The sequence below is a fragment of the Micromonospora sp. C31 genome, assembly GCF_018070575.1.
Taxonomy (GTDB): domain Bacteria; phylum Actinomycetota; class Actinomycetes; order Mycobacteriales; family Micromonosporaceae; genus Micromonospora.
In genome coordinates this window covers 154,763-172,484 of sequence record NZ_JAGPXN010000012.1, presented here as the reverse complement: position 1 = coordinate 172,484, position 17,722 = coordinate 154,763, and the positions used below count along the sequence as shown (strand labels likewise).

Annotated in this window: 9 protein-coding genes; all 9 read right to left on the bottom strand. The window is 76.5% G+C overall.

Features of this window, described 5'->3' with window-relative positions; genetic code table 11:
- Positions 1–8: 8 nt before the first annotated feature.
- From KBX06_RS17760 to KBX06_RS17720, 9 genes are read right to left on the bottom strand one after another with little or no spacing between them, the layout of a single operon-like run.
- On the bottom strand, positions 9–1,784 hold the full coding sequence (locus KBX06_RS17760) for a condensation domain-containing protein (RefSeq protein WP_210836235.1): 1,776 nt from the start codon (positions 1,782–1,784) through the stop codon (positions 9–11).
- Positions 1,784–4,633, bottom strand: a complete 2,850-nt coding sequence (locus KBX06_RS17755; RefSeq protein ID WP_247686127.1) for an amino acid adenylation domain-containing protein — start codon at positions 4,631–4,633, stop codon at positions 1,784–1,786. The genes KBX06_RS17760 and KBX06_RS17755 overlap by 1 nt, the downstream gene beginning before the upstream one ends.
- A complete protein-coding gene (locus tag KBX06_RS17750) occupies positions 4,630–5,472 on the bottom strand; it encodes an SDR family oxidoreductase (RefSeq protein ID WP_210836233.1) in 843 nt (280 codons plus the stop codon). Before KBX06_RS17750 ends, KBX06_RS17755 begins: the two co-directional genes overlap by 4 nt.
- Positions 5,465–6,169 (bottom strand): thioesterase II family protein, encoded by a 705-nt coding sequence (locus KBX06_RS17745; RefSeq protein ID WP_210836232.1) that lies wholly within the window; start codon positions 6,167–6,169, stop codon positions 5,465–5,467. Before KBX06_RS17745 ends, KBX06_RS17750 begins: the two co-directional genes overlap by 8 nt.
- Positions 6,166–6,918 carry a thioesterase II family protein gene (locus KBX06_RS17740; protein WP_210836230.1) on the bottom strand — a complete coding sequence of 251 codons (753 nt, stop codon included), beginning with the start codon at positions 6,916–6,918 and terminating at the stop codon, positions 6,166–6,168. The genes KBX06_RS17745 and KBX06_RS17740 overlap by 4 nt, the downstream gene beginning before the upstream one ends.
- Positions 6,911–12,238 (bottom strand): non-ribosomal peptide synthetase, encoded by a 5,328-nt coding sequence (locus KBX06_RS17735; protein ID WP_210836228.1) that lies wholly within the window; start codon positions 12,236–12,238, stop codon positions 6,911–6,913. Before KBX06_RS17735 ends, KBX06_RS17740 begins: the two co-directional genes overlap by 8 nt.
- Positions 12,235–13,257, bottom strand: a complete 1,023-nt coding sequence (locus KBX06_RS17730) for a TauD/TfdA family dioxygenase (RefSeq protein WP_307854667.1) — start codon at positions 13,255–13,257, stop codon at positions 12,235–12,237. The genes KBX06_RS17735 and KBX06_RS17730 overlap by 4 nt, the downstream gene beginning before the upstream one ends.
- The gene (locus KBX06_RS17725) at positions 13,254–14,312 is read right to left on the bottom strand and encodes a TauD/TfdA family dioxygenase (protein WP_210836227.1); all 1,059 of its coding nucleotides are present in this window, start codon (positions 14,310–14,312) and stop codon (positions 13,254–13,256) included. Before KBX06_RS17725 ends, KBX06_RS17730 begins: the two co-directional genes overlap by 4 nt.
- Positions 14,305–17,604: a non-ribosomal peptide synthetase gene (locus KBX06_RS17720; RefSeq protein WP_210836224.1), complete on the bottom strand. Its 3,300-nt coding sequence runs from the start codon at positions 17,602–17,604 to the stop codon at positions 14,305–14,307. The genes KBX06_RS17725 and KBX06_RS17720 overlap by 8 nt, the downstream gene beginning before the upstream one ends.
- Positions 17,605–17,722 lie beyond the last annotated feature (118 nt).

Below are 17,722 nucleotides of genomic sequence, written 5' to 3'. Positions count from 1 at the left end.
TCTCCGGCTCACAACTCGATGTCGATGGTGGAGGATGCCCCGGCGGCGACCGGGCGGGCCCCGGTCAGCTCGCCGACCGGCACCCCGGGATCGGCCAGGACGGTGTCGACGATCTCCAGCCAGAGGTCGGCGAAGGCCCGCACCGTCGCGGGCAGGAACAGCCCGGCGTCGTACGCCCAGTGCACGCGCAGTGAGTCGGCGCGCTCATAGACCTGCATGTCCAGGTCGAACATGGCCTGGCCGGTGGGCGCGACGGCCAACTCGACCCGCCGCCCCAGGAAGTCGGCGGCGGCCACCTCGGCGTGCTGCATCGCGAACAGCGTGTCGAAGAGCGGATGCCGGTCCTTCTCGCGCACCGGCAGCACCTCGCCGACCAGCGTGTCGAACGGGTAGTCCTGGTGCGCGAAGGCGTCGACCACGTCGTGCGCCACCTCGGTGAGCAGCTCCCGGAAGGCGGCCTCCGGGCGCACCCGGTGCCGCAGGCAGACCGTGTTGACCAGCATCCCCATGGTCGCGTCCAGGCCCGGGGCGCCGCGACCGGCGACCGGGGTGCCCACCGTGACGTCGGTCCCGCCGGTCGCCGAGGCGAGGAAGGTCGCGTAGGCGGCGAGCAGCACCTGGAACAGGGTCACCCCCTCGCGCCGGGCCAGCGCCCGCAGCGCGGCGGTCCGCTCCGCCCCGACGTCGAACTCGACCGTGCCGGCCCGCGCGGTCGCCGGCCGGCCGGACAGCCGCGCCGTGTCCGTGGGCAGCCGCAGGGGCGCCGGCGGCTCGGCGAAGCGCCGTCGCCAGTAGTCGCCCCCGGGCGGCTCCCCGGTCGTGGCCCACACGGCGTAGTCGGCGTACTGGGCGGGGACCGGCGGTGGTTCGCCGCCGGCGTAGACGGTGTCGACCTCGCGCAGCAGCAACGCCAGGGAGAGCCCGTCGGTCACGATGTGGTGCAGGTCCAGCGCCAGTACCGGGCCGTCGCCGGTATGCCGCAGGCCCGCCCGCAGCAGCGGCGGGGCGGCCAGGTCGAACGGCTCGACCGGCAGGGTCCCGGTGCCTCCGGTCTCCGGCAGGTCGAACGGGACGGCCGGCAGCACCCGCTGCACCGCCCGGCCCGCCTCGGTGCCGAAGGCGGTCCGGAGGATGTCGTGCCGGGCGATGACGGCGCGGAACGCGTCCGCCAGCCGGGCGCGGTCGACGTCCGCCGGCAGCGGCACCAGCAGCGGCAGGTTGTAGGTGACGGAGGCGGGGTCGCGGGACTGGGCGAGGAAGACGCGGCGCTGCTGCGGGGAGAGCGGGTAGGCGTCCGCCGGCTCGGCGCGGGGCAGCGGCACGGCCGCCCGGGCCCGGCCGACCTCCTCGGCGAGACCGGCCACCGTCGGGTGGCGCAGCACCGCGGCGAGGGAGACGCCCACCCCGAGGGCCCGCTGCGCCTCGACGGCCAGTCCGGTCGCGGCCAGCGAGTCGCCGCCGGCGGCGTAGAAGTCGTCGAGCACGCCCAGCCTCGGCACGCCGAGCAGGCGTTCCGCGATCCGCACCAGCACGCGTTCGGTGTCGTCGCGCGGCGGCAGGTACGCCCCGAACCGGTCGTCCGGCTCGACCAGGTCGGCGGGGTCGAGGGAGTCGACCTGCACGATGTGCCGGGGCAGGTCGGCGTCGGGCAGTTCCCGGGCGAGCAGGCCGCGCAGGTGCAGGGGGTCGAGGTAGTCGTCGGCCACCACGTACGCGCAGCCGCCCTTGACGGCCACCTCGCGCGCCTGGGGCCAGAGTCGGGTCAGCGTGTCGACGTCTGCCATCACCGCTCCGTCCCGGTCGCGCCGACCAGGGCGCGCACCGTCGGGTGCACGTACAGGTGGCGGGGGGTGAACTCGCCGAGGCCCTGCGCGCGCAGTTCACGCAGCAGCCGCAACGCGAGCAGGGAGTTGCCGCCGAGGTCGAAGAAGTTGTCCTCCGGTCCCACCTCGGCGCCGAGCACCCGCTCCCAGACGACCCGGATCCGCTCGGCGCGGCCGGTCCCCGCCCCGGTGTCGGCGGGCTCCCCGGCAGCGGGCAGGGGCCGGGCGTCCGGCGCGGGCAGCCGGGCCGCGTCGAGCTTGCCGTTGGCGGTGAGCGGCAGCGCGGGCAGCGGCGTCACCGTGGCCGGCACCATGTACCCGGGCAGGATCCGGGCCACCCGTCGGCGCAGGTCGGCGGGCGGGTCGGCCCCGTCGGCGAGCACCACGTACGCGTGCAGCCGGGCGTCGGCGGCCTCCGCGCCGGTGTCCACGGTGACCGCCACGGCCAGCACGTCCGGGTCGTCGAGCAGCACCTGGCGGATCTCGTCCAGCTCGATCCGGTAACCACGGATCTTGACCTGGTCGTCGAGCCGGCCCAGGTGCTCCAGCCGCCCGTCCGGGAGCAGCCGGCCCCGGTCGCCGCTGCGGTACATCCGCCCGCCCCGCCAGGGGTCGGGCAGGAAGCGCTGGGCGGTCAGCTCGTCGCGGTGCAGGTAGCCGTCGGCCACCCCGGCGCCGCCCACGTGGATCTCCCCGGCGGCGCCGGGCGGCAGCAGCCGCCCCGCCGGGTCGAGCACGTGGACGTACCAGCCGGGCAGCGGACGACCCACGGAGCGGGTGCCGGCCAGGGCCAGGCCCCGGTCCATGGTCTGCGCGGTGACGTGCACGGTGGTCTCGGTGATGCCGAACATGTTGACCAGCCGGCAGTCGCGCTCCGGGTACCGGTCGAACCAGCCGGTCAGCATGCCGGCGTCCAACGGCTCGCCGCCGAACACCACCAGGCGCAGCCCCAGCCGGTGCGCGGACCGCCGGTCGGCGTCGACGAGCTGCGCGAACGCCGACGGGGTCTGGTTGAGCACGGTCACCCGCTCCGCGCGCAGCAGGGTGTGGAACTCGGCCGGGTCGCGGACCACCAGGTGCGGAACGACGACCAGGTGCCCGCCGGTGAGCAGGCAGCCCCAGATCTCCCAGACCGAGAAGTCGAACGCGCTGGAGTGGAACATCGTCCAGGTGTCCGCCGGGCCGAGCCCGAGGTCGTCTTGGGTCGCGGCGACCAGGGCCAGCACGTTGCGGTGCGGGACCTGGACCCCCTTCGGCCGGCCGGTGGAGCCGGAGGTGTAGATGACGTACGCGGGGTCGTCCGGGCCGACCGCCGCCGCCCCGGTGCCCGCCGCGTCGTCGGTGCCGTCGGCGAGCAGCTCGTCGACCTCCACGCCGTCGGCGCCGACGAGCAGGGTGACGCGGGAGTCCTCGACGGTGTAGCGGATGCGCTCGGCCGGGTAGGTGGGGTCGATCGGTACGTAGGCGGCGCCGGCCCTGAGCACGCCGAGCAGCGCCGCCACCAGGTCCACCGAGCGTTCCAGGCAGACGCCGACGCGGGTGCCCGGACCGCAGCCGCGCGCCCGCAGGGCCGCCGCGATCCGTCCGGCGCGGGCGTCGAGCTGGGCGTACGTGAGCCGGTCGTCCCCGTAGGACACCGCCGGGGCGTCCGGGGTGGTCCGCGCCCACCCGGCCACCCGGTCGTGGATGCCGCCGGTCGGCTCGGGCAGGTCGACGGTCGCCCCGCCGAGCGCCGCCACCCGGTCCCGCTCGGCGTCGTCGAACAGGTCGCAGTCGCCCAGCGCCCGGTCGCCGTCGGCGAGGAGCTGTTCGAGCACGCGGGTGACGTACCGGGCCACGGCCGCCACCACCTCGGCGGCCCACGCGCCGGTGCGGAAGTCGCAGGTGACGGCCGTCCCGCGCAGGGTCAGGGTGAGCGGCCACGGCGGGGTCAGGCTGGGTAGGTAGGTGTCGGCGGGGCTGTCGCCGGTCAGCACGCCGACCACGGCCTCCGGTGGCCCGGCGTCGGGCGCCCGCCCGGCGGCGGGCCACGGGGCCGGGTCGGCGGGCCGGGCCGCGAGGGCACGCAGCGTGCCGTCCACCGCCACCGGCACGACCGCCGGCCCCTCGTCGAGCAGCGTGCCCACCCGCACCCGGCGCACGCCGCCGAAGCGGGCCAGCACCGCGCCGACCGCGCCGGTCAGCGCCAGCCGGTCGGTCCCGGCGGGCACGACGAAGGCGTACGACCCGGTCCGGTCGGCGCGGGGGTTCCCGCCCCGCCAGGCGGTGTCCCCCTCGTGTTCCCCGTCGTCCGCGGCCCCGGCCCCGGCCGTCTCCCCGGCGGCGGTCCCCGGCGACTCCGCCTGCCCGGCCGGCTGAGACTGCCCGGCCGGCTGAGACTGCCCGGCCGGGTCGGGCGCGGCACCCTCGGGGCGGTCCCCGGGCCCCGGGCCGGCGGTCGGCTCCGCCCCGGCCGGCGACGCGATCCCGGCCGCCTCGGCGGCCAGCTCGCCCAGGGCGCGGCCGGTGAGCGGGCCGCGCCGGACGACGAGCACCAGGTCGGCGCCGTCGTCGTGGCGCAGCAGCACCGCCCGCACCGGCGGACCGCCGGCGGGCAGCGGTCGCGCCAGTTCGGCGGCACGGCGCGCGGCGGCCATCGACGCGGGCACCCGGTCCACCCAGAGCCGGACGGCGTCGAGGCCCCGACGCGCCAGCGCGGCGGCGAGCCGGGCGGCGACCTCGCCGGGGTCGCCGGCGACGGCCACCGCCGCCGAGTGGCAGGACCGGCCCGGGTCGGAGTGCTGTCTGGTGGTCTGTGGACGGCTGCTCATCGGGTGGTGAATCCTCCGTCGACGGTGATGACCGAGCCGGTGACCTGCGACGACTCGTCGGAGGCCAGCCAGAGGGCGGCCTGGGCCACCGAGTCGGGCTCGATCAGCGCGTTCATCGGCTGGGCCTGGACGAACGTCTCCTCGTGCTCGGCGACCGGCACCTCCAGCGACCGGGCGATCTCGGCCAGCATCCGACCCTCGACGTACGGGTCGTCGCGCACCGAGCCGGGGCACAGGGCGTTGACCCGCACCTTCAGCGGCGCGTAGTCCAGCGCCGCGGCCCGGGTCAGGCCGACCAGGCCGTGCTTGGCGGCGACGTACCCGGCGAAGTGCCGGTAGCCGACCAGGCCGGCGGTCGACGCCACGTTGACGATGCTCCCGGCGCGCTGCCGGCACATCACCGCGCCGACCGCGCCGACCATCCGCCACGGGCCGGAGAGGTCCACGTCGAGCATGAGCTGCCACTCGGCCTCGCTGATCTCGTGCACCGGCTTGCCGGAGGGCGCCGCGATCCCGGCGTTGTTCACCAGGACGTCGATCCGGCCGAAGCGGTCGAGGCAGAGCGCGACGGCGGCCCGGACCGCCTCGGGGTCCCGGACGTCGGCCTCGACCGGGTACGCGGCCACACCGTGCTCCGCGCAGAGCTTGGCGGTGTGCGCGAGCTGGCTGGCCGAGCCGAGCGGGTACGGCACGTCGGGCAGGTCGTGGGCCACGTCCACCAGGACCAGGTCGGCGCCCTGCGCCGCGAAGGCGGTCGCGCAGGCCCGGCCGAGCCCCCGCGCGGCACCCGTGATGATGGCGGTCCGGCCGGCCAGCCGGCCCGGCGTCGGCTCAGGCACCGGCCAGCCTCCGCCGCACCAGCGCCAGCAGCTCGGCCGGGTCGTCGGTGAGGTACATGTGTCCACCGCCGACGGTCAGCGAGGCGAACCCGGCGGAGGTCACCCGGTCCCAGCCGGCCAGCGCGGAGGCGGCCACCAGGGTGTCGTCGGCGCCGCGCAGCGCGGTCACCGGCACGTCGAGCCGCTTGTCGCCGCCCGGCCGGTAGCCCTCGTGCAGCTCCACGTCGGCGCGCAGGGTCGGCAGCAGCAGCTCCCGCATGTCGGGGTCGGCCAGCGCCGGGTGCGTGTAGCCGGCGAACTCCTCGACCCGCGCCACGAACTCGTCGTCGGGCAGGTCGGCGGCCGTGTGGTCGCGGCCCGACCACGGGTCGGGCGAGCCGCTGACGAACAGGTGCGCCAGCCGCACCCCCGCGGCCTGGGCCAGCCGGCCGGCCATCTCGTACGCGAGCACCGCGCCCATGCTGTGGCCGAACAGCGCCACCCGGTCGCGACCGGCCACCAGTTCGAGCACCTCGTCGAGCAGCCCGTCGACGGCCTGGTCCATCCGGCGGTACGGCTCCTCGACGAAGCGCTTCTCCCGGCCCGGCAACTGCACCGGGAGGATCTCCAGGTCGGGCGGTGCGACCCGCTGCCACGGTTGGTACACCGAGGCGCCCGCGCCGGCGTACGGGAAGCAGAGCAGTGACGTGACGGTCAAGACGGCTCCTTGCCGAGGAGGGCGGACCGGACGGCGCCGAGCAGTCCGGGGTCGGCCCGGGCGAGCAGGTCGTGCCCGCCCGGGACGGTGACGGTGGTGCAGCCGGCGGTGGTGAGTTCCGCCCACGCCGCCACGCCGACGTCGCCGACGTGCGGGTCGGCGTCGCCGCGGACGGCGGTGACGCCGACGCCGATCGGGCCGGCGTCGCGGTAGCGGTAGCTGCGGCCGAGTTCGAAGTCGGCGCGGGCCGCCGGCAGCGCGGCGGCGGCCAGCTCCGGATGCGCGGCGACGGCCGCCGGCATCGTGCCCAGCGCGACCAGTTCGGCGAGGAACGTGGCGTCGTCGGTGCCGGAGTGGTCCGGTTCGACCTCGGCCCGGTGCGGGGCGACGGCCGAGGAGACCACCAGCAGGTCGGCCGGCCGGTGCCCGCGCCGCTCCAGCCGGCGGACCAGCTCGAAGGCGACGTACGCGCCGAGGCAGTCCCCGTAGACCGCGTAGGGCCGGTCGAGGTGCGGCGCCAGGGCCGCCTCGAGGGCCTGCACCAGCGGCGTCATCCGCCGGGGCGCGGGATCGGCGGCCCGCTCGCGCCGGCCCGGGTACTGCACCGCGTTGACCTCGACCGCGCGCGGCAGCCCCGCCCGCCAGGTCTCGAACGCCCCCGCGTTGCCGCCCGCGTAGGGCAGGCAGAACAGGCGCAGGGCGGGCCGGGCGACGGGCGCCCGGACGACCAGCCACGGGTTCTCAGCCATCACGGGTCACCCGCTGCACCACGGCGCCGTAGCTGCCCAGCGCGACGAACTCCGGCAGGGTGATGGTGCTGCCGTGGCGCTGACGCAGCGCGGTGACCAGGCGCAACGCGCGCAGCGAGTCGCCGCCTGCGGCCAGGAACTCCGTCTGCTCGCCGCGCGGCGCCACGCCGACGACCTCCTGCCAGACCGACGCCACGCAGGCCGCCCAGCGGTCCCGGGCGTCCCCGTCGCGCGGGACGGGAACGACGGGACCCGACGCTCCGACGGCGGGCAGCGGCGCGGTCGGGTCGGTCGCCAGCAGCCGGCGGTACGCCTCGGCCAGCGCTTCGGCCCGCGCCTCGTCGACGTGCCGGGCGTCGTACTGGAGGGTCAGGGCGAGCTGGCCGGTCGCCGGGTCCACCTCCACGTCGACGGCGAGGCTGAACGCCACGTCGACCGTGATGCCCCGGCTGTCGACGATCCGGCTGCCCTCCCTCTCGTCGGCGCCGCCGTGGAAGTGGGTCCAGTTGAAGAAGTGGTCGAACCGGGGCCCCGCCCCGCCCGCCCGGACGATCTCGGCGAGCGGGAACCGGTGGTGGCCCATCAGCGACCGCTCCGCCTGCCAGGCGTCGACGGCCAGCTCGGCCAGCGACCGGGTGCCCAGCGCCGCGCTCACCGGCAGGGTGTTGAGGAACAGCCCGAGCGTGGCGTCGCTCCCCTCGGCCTCGGGGCGGGCGCCGACGACCAGCCCGGTGACCACCTCGTCCCGGCCGGTGGCCTCCCCGACCACCCGCAGGTGGACGGCGAGCAGCCAGGACTTGGCCGGTACGCCGGCGGCCCGGGCGGCCTCGGTGACGGCGTCGGTGGTGGACGCCTGAAGCGGCACCCGCCGCGTGGTGGTGATCCGTGGCGCGGCCCCGCCGAGCAGCAGCGGCGGCACGCCTCCCGCGCCCTGAAGCCAGAACCGGCGAGACCCCGGGTCCGCCACGGCGTCGCGTTCCGCCGCCACGTAGGCGCGGAAGGGCAACGTCGGCCGGTGCGGCACGGGCAGCCCGGCGCGGCGCCGGTCGTACGCCGCCAGCAGTTCGCCGAGGAGGAGGTGCAGGCTCCAGCCGTCGAGGATCGCGTGGCACTCCGCCACGATCAGGGTGAAGGTGTCGTCGTCGCGGACGGCGTGCAGCCGCAGCAGCGGCGGCCGGTCCCAGTCGAAGGGCCGCACCCGCTCGGCGGCGACCAGGTCGTCGACGCGGGCCCGGCGGGTGGCCTCCTCGGCGTCGGTCAGCTCCGTCACCGGCACCTCGACCGGCACCTCGGCGTGCACCAGTTGCAGCGGCTCGCTGAAGGCGCCGAGGGAGAAGCCCGTCCTCAGCACCGGATGGCGTGCGACCAGGTCGGCCAGCGCGGCGCGCAGCGCCTCCGCCTCCAGCGGCGCGTCGACGCGGTGCGCGGTGACGTTGTGGTACATCGCGGGGTCACCGGTCAGCTCACAGTGGTAGACCATGCCCTGTTGCAGCGCGGTCATCGGGTAGGCGTCGGCCAGTCCGGCGGGCAGGCGGTCCCGGTCGGCGGCGGCGATCAGGGCGAACGGCTCCGCGACCCCGGCCGGGCCGGCCGTGTCCGTGGCGTCGGCGTCGGGCCCGGTGAGGGTGATCTCGCCGTGCGCGACCAGCTCCCGGATCGACTGGTGCACGAAGATGTCGCCGAGCCGGAACGACAGGCCGCGCTTGTTCGCCGCCACCTGCATCTGGATGCTGCGGATCGAGTCGCCGCCGAGGGCGAAGAAGCTGTCGGTGACCCCGACCGACTGCGTGCCCAGGACCTCCCGCCACGCCTCGACGAGGATCTCCTCGGCCCGGTTGGCCGGCGCCACGGCCGGCTCCCGCCGGGGCCGGTCGAGCTCCGGCGCGGGCAGCGCGGCCCGGTCGAGCTTGCCGTTGCGGGTCAGCGGCAGGTCGTCGACGAGCACCACGGCCGCTGGAACCAGGTGGGCGGGCAGCCGCTGGGCGAGCCAGTCGGTCAACCGGACCTCCAGCGGGCCGGCGGCCGGGCCTTCCGGGACCGCCACCGCGGGTCGCGGGTCGGCGGCGTACCCGGGGCGCACGGCGTGCAGGGTGTGCCGGTCGGTGCCGGTGAGCAGGTCGTCCTGGCGGGTCACGACGTCGAAGCCGCGGTCCTCGAAGAGGGCGATCAGCTCGTCCAGGCGCCCCTCGGTGTCGGTGCCGACGGCGTCGTGCACCTCCATGGCGACCTGCGCGACCAGCGGCCAGTGCCGCTCCTCGAGGCCGGCGAGCACGTCGGCCTCGGCCCGCTGGACGTCGATCTTGAGCAGGTCGATGCGCTCCGGTGCGACCTCGTCGATGACCTCCGACAGCGGGCGCACGTCGACGGTGACCTCGGCACCGTCGAAGCGCTCCGCCAGCAGCTCGTCGACCCGCTCCAGCAGGGTGTCCCGGTCGGACTCGCCCGCGTCCCGCTCGTTGGCGAGGAACCGCTTGATGACGGCGACCTCCGCCGCCGGGTCGGCGTACGCGGCCTGGCCGGACATCATCGAGTAGCCCGGGTAGTAGGTGAAGGAGACCTGCCCCGGCGCGGTGGACAGACCCACCGGGTGCACGGTGGCCGGTACGCCGAACTCCTCGACGTTGCGCCGCAGGGCGGCCACCACCGACGGCACCGGTTCGAAGGCGTGGATGGTCGCGTCCGGGCAGACCGCGTGGACGAACAGCGAGAACATGCCGATGTTGGCGCCGACGTCGAAGACCGTCGCACCCCGGCGCAGCACGATGCCGTCGCGCAGGTAGACCCGCTGCGTGAAGATCTCGTCGTACAGGTAGCGGGTCTCGTGCGGGTTGATCCCGGCGACCCGTTCCAGGTCGACGTCGACGGTCGGCGCGGCCGGGCGGACGTAGCCGACGAGGCGGTCGCCGTGCCCGTCGTCGTCGCGGGCCACGACCGCCGCGTCGGCGACCTCCGGGTGCGCCCGCAGCGTCGCGGCCACCTCGCCCGGCTCCACCCGGAAGCCGTGGATCTTCACCTGGTCGTCCAGCCGGCCCAGGTAGTGCAGGCGCCCGTCAGCGTCGAAGCGCACCCGGTCGCCGGTGCGGTAGACCCGCTCCGTCCGACCGGCGGGCAGGGCGGCCCGGACGAACCGGCGGCCGGTCGTCTCCGGGTCGCCCAGGTAGCCGTCGGCCAGCTGGGGCCCGCTGACGCAGAGCTCGCCGGCCACGCCGGGCGGCACCGGCCGCAGCAGCTCGTCGAGGACCCACACCCCGACGCCCGGCAGCGGACGGCCGATGGTCGGGGCCGTCGCGGGGCGGATCTCGGCGGCGGTGCTGTCCACGGTGCACTCGGTGGGCCCGTACAGGTTGACCGCCCGGACGCCGGGCAGCGCGCCGAGGGTGTCCCAGAGGTCCGGCGGGATCGCCTCGCCACCCACCAGCAGCAACTCCGGCAGCCGGGCGTCGCCGGCCCCGGCGAGCAGGATGCGCAGCTGGGAGGGGGTCAGGTCGAGCACGTCGACCCGGTTGTCGGCGAGGACGGCGGCCAGCTCGGCGCCGTCGCGCCGGACGTCCTCCGGCACCAGGTACAGGCTGCGGCCGTGGGCGAGCTGCACGAGCTGCTTGACCGAGGCGTCGAAGGTGAGCGGGGCGTTGACCGCCACCCGCAGTCCGGCCCGGCTGTCCGCGTACACGGTCTCCCCGAGCCCGTACGCCAGGTGGGCGGCGGCACCGTGCGAGACCTGGACCGGCCGCGGGGTGCCCGTGGAGCCGGAGGTGAAGATGACGTACGCGGGATCGGTCGGCGCCACCGGGGGCACGGCCGCCGTCGCGGGGCCGGCGGCCAGCTCGGCGACGGTGGCGCCGGCGAGCCCCGCCGGGCCGTCCGCGCCGACGACGAGCCCGGCGTCGACCGCGCGCACCTGCGCGGCGAGCCGCTCCGCGGGCGCCGCCGGATCCAGCGGTACGTACACCGCGCCGGCCCGCAGCACGCCGAGGAACGCGGCGACGGTGTCCCGGGACCGGGTGGCGAGCACGCCCACCCGCGCGCGGTGCAGCCCCCGCTCGACGAGGCCGGCGGCGACCCGGGCCGCGACGTCCCGCAGCTCGCCGACGGTGTACGCGCCGTCGGCGGCGACCACCGCCGGGCTGTGCTGGTCGACGCCGGCCAGCCCGTCGTCGATCAGCTCGACGAGGGTGCGCGTCGCGGCACGGGACGGCTCGCCGGCCGCGTCGGTCAACCAGCGGGCCTCCCCCTCGCCGGTCAGCACCAGCGGCGTGCCGTCGGCCAGCGCCCGGGGCAGCGTCCCCAGGATCGCCAGCAGGCCCTCCAGCAGCCAGCGGCCCCCGACGACGCGCAGGGTCACCTCGTCGTCGCCGGTCACGGCGGTCAGCTGCGGGCCGGCCGTCGCGGGCGGCGCGGAGACCTCGACGGCGGTGGCGCCCAGGCCACCCAGGGCCGCCGGATCCCCGGCCGGCACGACGGCGAAACCGGCGACCGCGTCGGAGTGTTCGCCGACCGGGTCGAGAAGGTGGAACGCCTCCTCGACGGTGGACTCGGCCGCGCGTACCTCGTCGAGCAGCGCCTTCGGCGCGGCCGGCAGGGGCAGGCCCAGCCGGAGCGGCGCGTAGCCGCCCAGCGGGCCGACGACGCCGGCCGTCCCGCTCGCCCGGCGCCCGTCGCTCCAGCGGGCCAGCACCAGGTCCGCGTCGTCGACGCCGGCGGGCGGCTCGGTCCGGCGGGACAGCGCGAGCGCCCAGGCGGCGAGGAGCAGGGTCGCGACGCCGACGCCGGCCTCCCGGGCGGCGGCGGTCAGCGCCGCGGCGGGCACGGTCGCGGTGCCGACCTCGGCCGGGTCGTCGCCGTGCGGGGTGACCAGTCGCGCGGCCGGCGCGGCGGGCACGCCGGACGGCTCGGCCTCCTGCCGCTCCGACAGCTGCCACTCGGTGACGTCGAGGAACTGCAGGGCGTCGGGGTCGTCGGCCAGCCGGCCGTCGGCGTAGGCGCGGGCCAGGTCGGCGAGGACGAGCCGCAGGCTCGCCGGGTCGGCGATCAGCGGTGTGGCGGCCAGCTCCAGCGCGTCGTCGGTGACGGTCACCGACAGCTCCCCCTGGGCGCCGACGACGACGCTGCGGCCGTCGTCGACGTCCTGCAACGGCACCCGCAACCCGGGGTGGTGCACCAGGGTCAGGCGCAGCGCCTCGTGCCGGGCGACCACCGCGTCCAGGGCGGTCTGCAACCGGGCCCGGTCCAGCGGGCGGTCGAGCAGCACCCGGGCGCGGACCAGGTCCTGCGCCCCGGACCAGGCCAGCCGCTGGATCGGGGACAGACGGTAGCCGTTCACACCACGCTCCGGTTGAGGTAGAGGTCGGACATGGCGACCAGGATCTGCCGGTCGCCGCTGAAGGGTTCACGACCGTGGGTCGCCAGGAAGTTGTCCACCACCAGCACGTCACCGCGCTGCCAGGGAACCGACACCGCGTGTTCCCGATACAGGTCCCGGATGCCGGCCACCACCTCGTCGGGAATCGGCTCGCCGTCACCGTAGTAGGCGTTGCGGGGCAGCCCCTCGGGCCCGTACTCGCGCAGCAGGGCGGCCGAGACCTCGGCGGGCATGTTGGAGACGTGGAACAGGTGCGCGTGGTTGAACCAGACCGTCTCGCCGGTGCGCGGGTGCGTCGCCACCGCCTGCCGGCGGGCCCGGGTCCGCAGCCCGTCGCCGTCGAGCCAGGTGTACTCGGTGGCCGAGTCGGCGCAGTACTTCTCCACCTCGGCGCGGTCGGTCGTCTGGAACGCCTCCTGCCAGGGCAGGTCCAGGTGCGGGCCGTAGTTGCGCACGTAGCTGACCCCGTGCCGCAGGAACCGCTGGCGCACTTCGGCGGGAATGCGCGGGCTCACCACCCGCTCGCTGGCCAGCGGGGTCGCGCCACCGCTGCCGGTGGCCGGCTGGGCGCACCAGAAGTAGAGGTGGGTGGGCCAGTTGTGCGAGTACGACATCTCGTGGTGCAGCGGGATCCACTGCTCGGCGTTGAACTCGGTGGAGGTGAAGACCTTCTCCGCGACCTCGTGCCGGGGCGCGGCGCGTTCCAGGTAGCCGAGCAGGTCCGGGCTGACCGCGCGGGCGGCCCGGCTGAAGTCGTCGGCCGTGGCCACCTCGAAGCCCCGGAAGAAGACCGCCCCGTGGGCGTCGAGGTCGCGCAGCAGCTCGTCGCGGCGCCCCGCCAGCCAGCCGGCCAGGTCGAGGTCCGGCACGACGGCCTGCACCATCAGCACGAACGAACCGTCGACCAGGACCCGGCGGGACACCGGCGAGGTGACCGCGCCGACGCCGCTGCCGCGCCGACGCGGTGCCGGCCCCGTCACGACCGCACCCCCGTCGCGCCGGCGGTGGCGGCGGCCAGCTCGGGTGCGGCGACCGGGTCGGACATCGCGGTCAGGATGCGTCGGGGCGGGGTGAACGGCTCCCGGGCGTGCGCGGCCAGCATGTTCTCCACCAGCAGCACGTCGCCGCGCCGCCAGGCGAAGGACCGGGTCTCGGCCGCGTACGCGGCGCGCAACTCGGCCAGCACGTCGTCGCCGATGGGCGTGCCGTCGCCGTACGCGGTCTGGTAGGGCAGGTCCTCCTCGGCCAGCGACGCGCGCAGGCCGGCGCTGACCTCCTCCGGCAGGGAGGTGACGTGGAAGAACAGGGCGTGGTTGAACCAGCTCCGCTCTCCGGTCACCGGGTGCTCGCGCACGGCGGGGCGGACCTGCCGGGTGCGCAGCTGCTGCTCGCCGACCCACTCGACGTCGATCAGCGCACGGGCGCAGTACGCCTCGACGTCGGCCCGGCTGTCGGTCTGGAAGGCCGTCTGCCACGGCAGGCTGATCCCCGGCAGGTAGTTGCGCCGGTAGAGCACGCCCCGACGCTCGAACCCGGCGACCGTCCCCGGCCGCAGCCGGTCGAGCACCCGGCGGCTGTCGGCCAGCGGGGTGCGCCCACCTGCGGCGGGCTCGGTCTCGCAGTGGAAGACGATCCGCAGCGGCCAGTTCACCGTGTACGACTGCTCGTTGTGCAGCACGATCGGCTGGTCGGCCGGGTGCTCGGTGGAGGTGTACACCCCCTCGGTCACCTCGCTACGCGGCGACGAGCGCTCGCCGTAGCTGAGCACGTCGTCGGAGAGGGCGGCCATGACGGTGCGGAAGTCGGCCGCGCCGTCCACCGCGAAGCCACGGAACAGCACGGCGCCGGCGCGGCGGGCCAGCCCGTCCACCGTGGACCGGTTGCCCGCCAGCCAGGCGGCCAGGTCCACGTCGGGCACGTTGGCCTTCACGAGGGCCGGCAGGGGCCCGCCGGGCCAGTCGGGGCGTACGTCGACCAGGGACCGTTCGCGGCTGCGGCGCGGGATCACCGGCGCGACCGGGGTCTGCTCACTCATCTCTCGTTCCCCCCAGGGTTTGGGCACATGCGGCGAGGCTGCGCCGGGGATCGGCGGCCGCGCCGCGCAGGAATGCGGTGAAGCGGCGGTGCCACGTGGCGGCCAGGCCGCCGTCGAAGCGGTCGGTGCGGTACGTCCAGAGCGCCTCAAGCCCGTCCCGGCGCTCGTCGAGCCAGAGGGTCAGGTCGAGCCGGGCGGTGTCGGGCGTCAGCTCCACCCCGACGAACTCGCCGCCGGAGGCGTCGACGTGCCGGGCCGCCGGGGCGTTCTGCACGCCGAACGCGACCTGGACCAGTGGGTTGCGGCCCGGCTGCCGGGCCGGCCGGAGCCGCTCGACGACGACGTCGAACGGCACGTCCTGGTGGGCGGCGGCGAAGAGGGTCGCCTCGCGCGCCTCGTCCAGCAGGTCGGCGAAGGGCCGGTCCGGGTCGGGCCGCAGGCGCAGGGGCATGGTGTTGACGAAGCAGCCGACGCTCTGCTCGGCGGCGACGCTGGTCCGGCCGGCGAAGGCGACACCGATCAGCACGTCGGTGCGGCCGGTCTCCGCGGCGACCAGCGCGGCGAAGGCGGCCAGCCCGACCATGTGCAGGCTGGCCCGGCCGGCGCGGGCGAGGTCCCGGACCACGGCGGCGGTGCCGTCGTCGATGCGGGTCCGCAGGGCGGCCCCGGCCGGGGGCCGGTCGGCGCGGGGCAGCGCGGCGGGGGGCAGCGCGGCGGGGGGCAGCGCGGCGGGGGGCAGCTCCAGAGCCGTCGGCGCGCCGCGCAGCGCGTCGACCACGGCGGCCACGGCCTCCCGGCCGGCCGGCGCGGCCAGCCAGTCCCGCTGTGCCACGGCCAGTTCCGCCGGGCCGGCCGCCGGGCCGGCCGGCCACGGCGGGACCGCCCCGGCGCCCGCCGACTCGGTCTCGCAGGCGCGGCCCAGGTCCCGCACGATGACGCTGAACGACCAGTCGTCGCAGACGATGTGGTGGGCGACCAGGAGCAGCGCCGCCCGGCCGTCGTCGGCGGCGACCAGTCGGGCGCGCAGCAGCGGGCCGGCGGCGAGATCCATGGGGGTACGCGCGTCGGTGGCGGCGAGCTGGTCGAGCCGCTCGTCCAGCGGCACCCCGGGACGGGGCGGGGCGACGACCAGCGGGACGTCGAGGTCGTCCCGGACCCGCTGCACCGGGCCGTGCGGGGTGGACGGGAAGACGGTACGCAGCGCCGGATGCCGGGCCACCACGCGGCGCAGCGCCCGGCCGAGCGCCTCCGGGTCGGTCCCGGCCGGCAGCCGGATCGCGAACGACACCAGGTAGGAGGTGTCGGCCGGGTCGAGCTGGTGCAGGAACCACAGCCGGGTCTGCGCGGCCGAGAGCGGGGCCGTGTCCACGGGCGTGGCGGGCCGCGTACCACCCGCCGGTGGGCGTCCCGGCCCGCCGCCGGGTGCGGCCCCTGCGGTCGCGGTCCCGGCGGTCGCGCCGGCGGTGTCCGTGGCGGCGGTGCCGGCGGTGTCCGTGGCGGCGGTGCCGGCGGTCCGGCGCAGGTCGTCGAGGTGGTCGGCGAGCGCCTGCACCGTCGCGTGCGTGAACAGCGCCGCCGGGGCGACCGGCAGGCCCGTCGCGGCGGCGAGCCGGGTCGCGCAGCGCACGGCCAGGAGGGAGTCGCCGCCGAGGGCGAGGAAGTCGGCGTCCGTCCGGTCCACCGGCAGGCCGAGCACGTCCCGCCAGACGGCGGCGACCGTGGCGGCGGAGCCGGCCATCGGCGCACCGTCGGCGTCGATCGTGGCGACGGCGATTTCCGGGGCGGGCAGCGCCGCCCGGTCGACCTTGCCGTTGGGGGTGCTCGGCAGGCGGTCCAGCCAGACGACGGCGGACGGCACGAGCGGGGCCGGGACCGTCTGCCGCAGCAGTTCCCGCACGTCGTCGCGGCGCTCGCCGACGAGGTAGCCGACGAGCAGCGGGTCGCCGCTCGGCCCGGTCCGCACCGCGGCGGTCGCCTCGCGTACGCCGGGCAGGGCGGCCAGCCGCGCGGCCACCTCCCCCAGCTCGATGCGGTAGCCGCGCAGCTTCACCTGGTCGTCCATCCGGCCGAGGAAGTGCAGTTGCCCGTCCGGGCGCAGCCGGACCCGGTCGCCGGTGCGGTACATCCGCTCCCCGGGGCGGAACGGATCGGGCAGGAAGCGCGCGCGGGTCTCCTCCGGCCGGTTGAGGTAGCCGCGGGCCAGCCCGGCGCCGGCCAGGTACAGCTCTCCCGGCTCACCGGGCGGCACCGGCCGGCCGTCCGCGTCGAGCAGGTAGACGCGGGTGCCGGGCAACGGGCGGCCGATCGGCGGGTCTCCCCCGTCGGCCGGCACCTCCGCCCACGTCGAGTAGGTGGTGTCCTCGGACGGCCCGTAGAGGTTGCAGAGCCGGCGTACGTGCGGCCGGGCGAGCACCCGGGCGGCGAGCGTCGCGGTCAACGGCTCGCCGGCGAGGCAGACGGTGCGGACGTCTCCCGGCAGCGCGCCGGCCGCGAGCAGCTCGCTCATCGCCGACGGCACGGTGTTGACCAGGGCGACGGGCAGCCGGTCGGCGTCCGGCGCGGCCAGTGCCAGCGCGTCGCGGACCAGCACCACCCGCCCGCCCCAGCAGAGCGGGCCGAAGAGCTCGAAGACGGACAGGTCGAAGCAGACGGACGTGGCGGCCAGTACGCCGCCCAGCTCGACGTCCGTGAACGTCTCCCGGATCCAGTGCATGAGCACCGAGGCGGAGCGGTGCTCGATGGCCACGCCCTTGGGCCGGCCGGTCGACCCGGAGGTGTAGATGACGTACGCCAGGTCGGACGGGTCGCGGGGCACGTCGGGCCGGACCGCCGGCCGGGCGTCGACGTCGAGGTCGTCGAGACGGAGCGCGGCGTCGGCGAACCGGTCGGCGAACTCGGCCACCGTGAGCACGAGCCGGGCCCCGGAGTCCTCGGTCATGAAGGCGACCCGGGCGGCCGGGTAGGCCGGGTCCAGCGGCACGTAGCAGGCACCGGCCTTGAGCACGGCCAGCAGCGCGACCACGAGCCGGGGATCGCGGGGCAGGCAGACGCCGACGCGGTCCCCCCGAAGTACCCCCCGGTCGACGAGGAGCGCGGCCAGCCGGTTGGCCGCCGCGTCCAGCTCGCCGTAGGTGAGCACCTGCCCGTCGCACCACACGGCGTCGGCGTCGGGAGTCCGGTCGACCTGGGCCTCGACCATCCGGTGCAGGGAGTCGACGGCGGCCGGTCGGACGTGGGAGCGGGACGGGGTGGACCGACGGACCGGCCCGGCGGAGCGCGCGGGTGCGCTCACCTCGAACCGCGAACTGGCATGACGCGTTCCACCGAGCGCTCCCCCGTTACTAACGGTGATCGGTCGCGCGCCCCGTGCCAGGTCGACGACCGGAGAGATGACGCATCGTGACCATGAG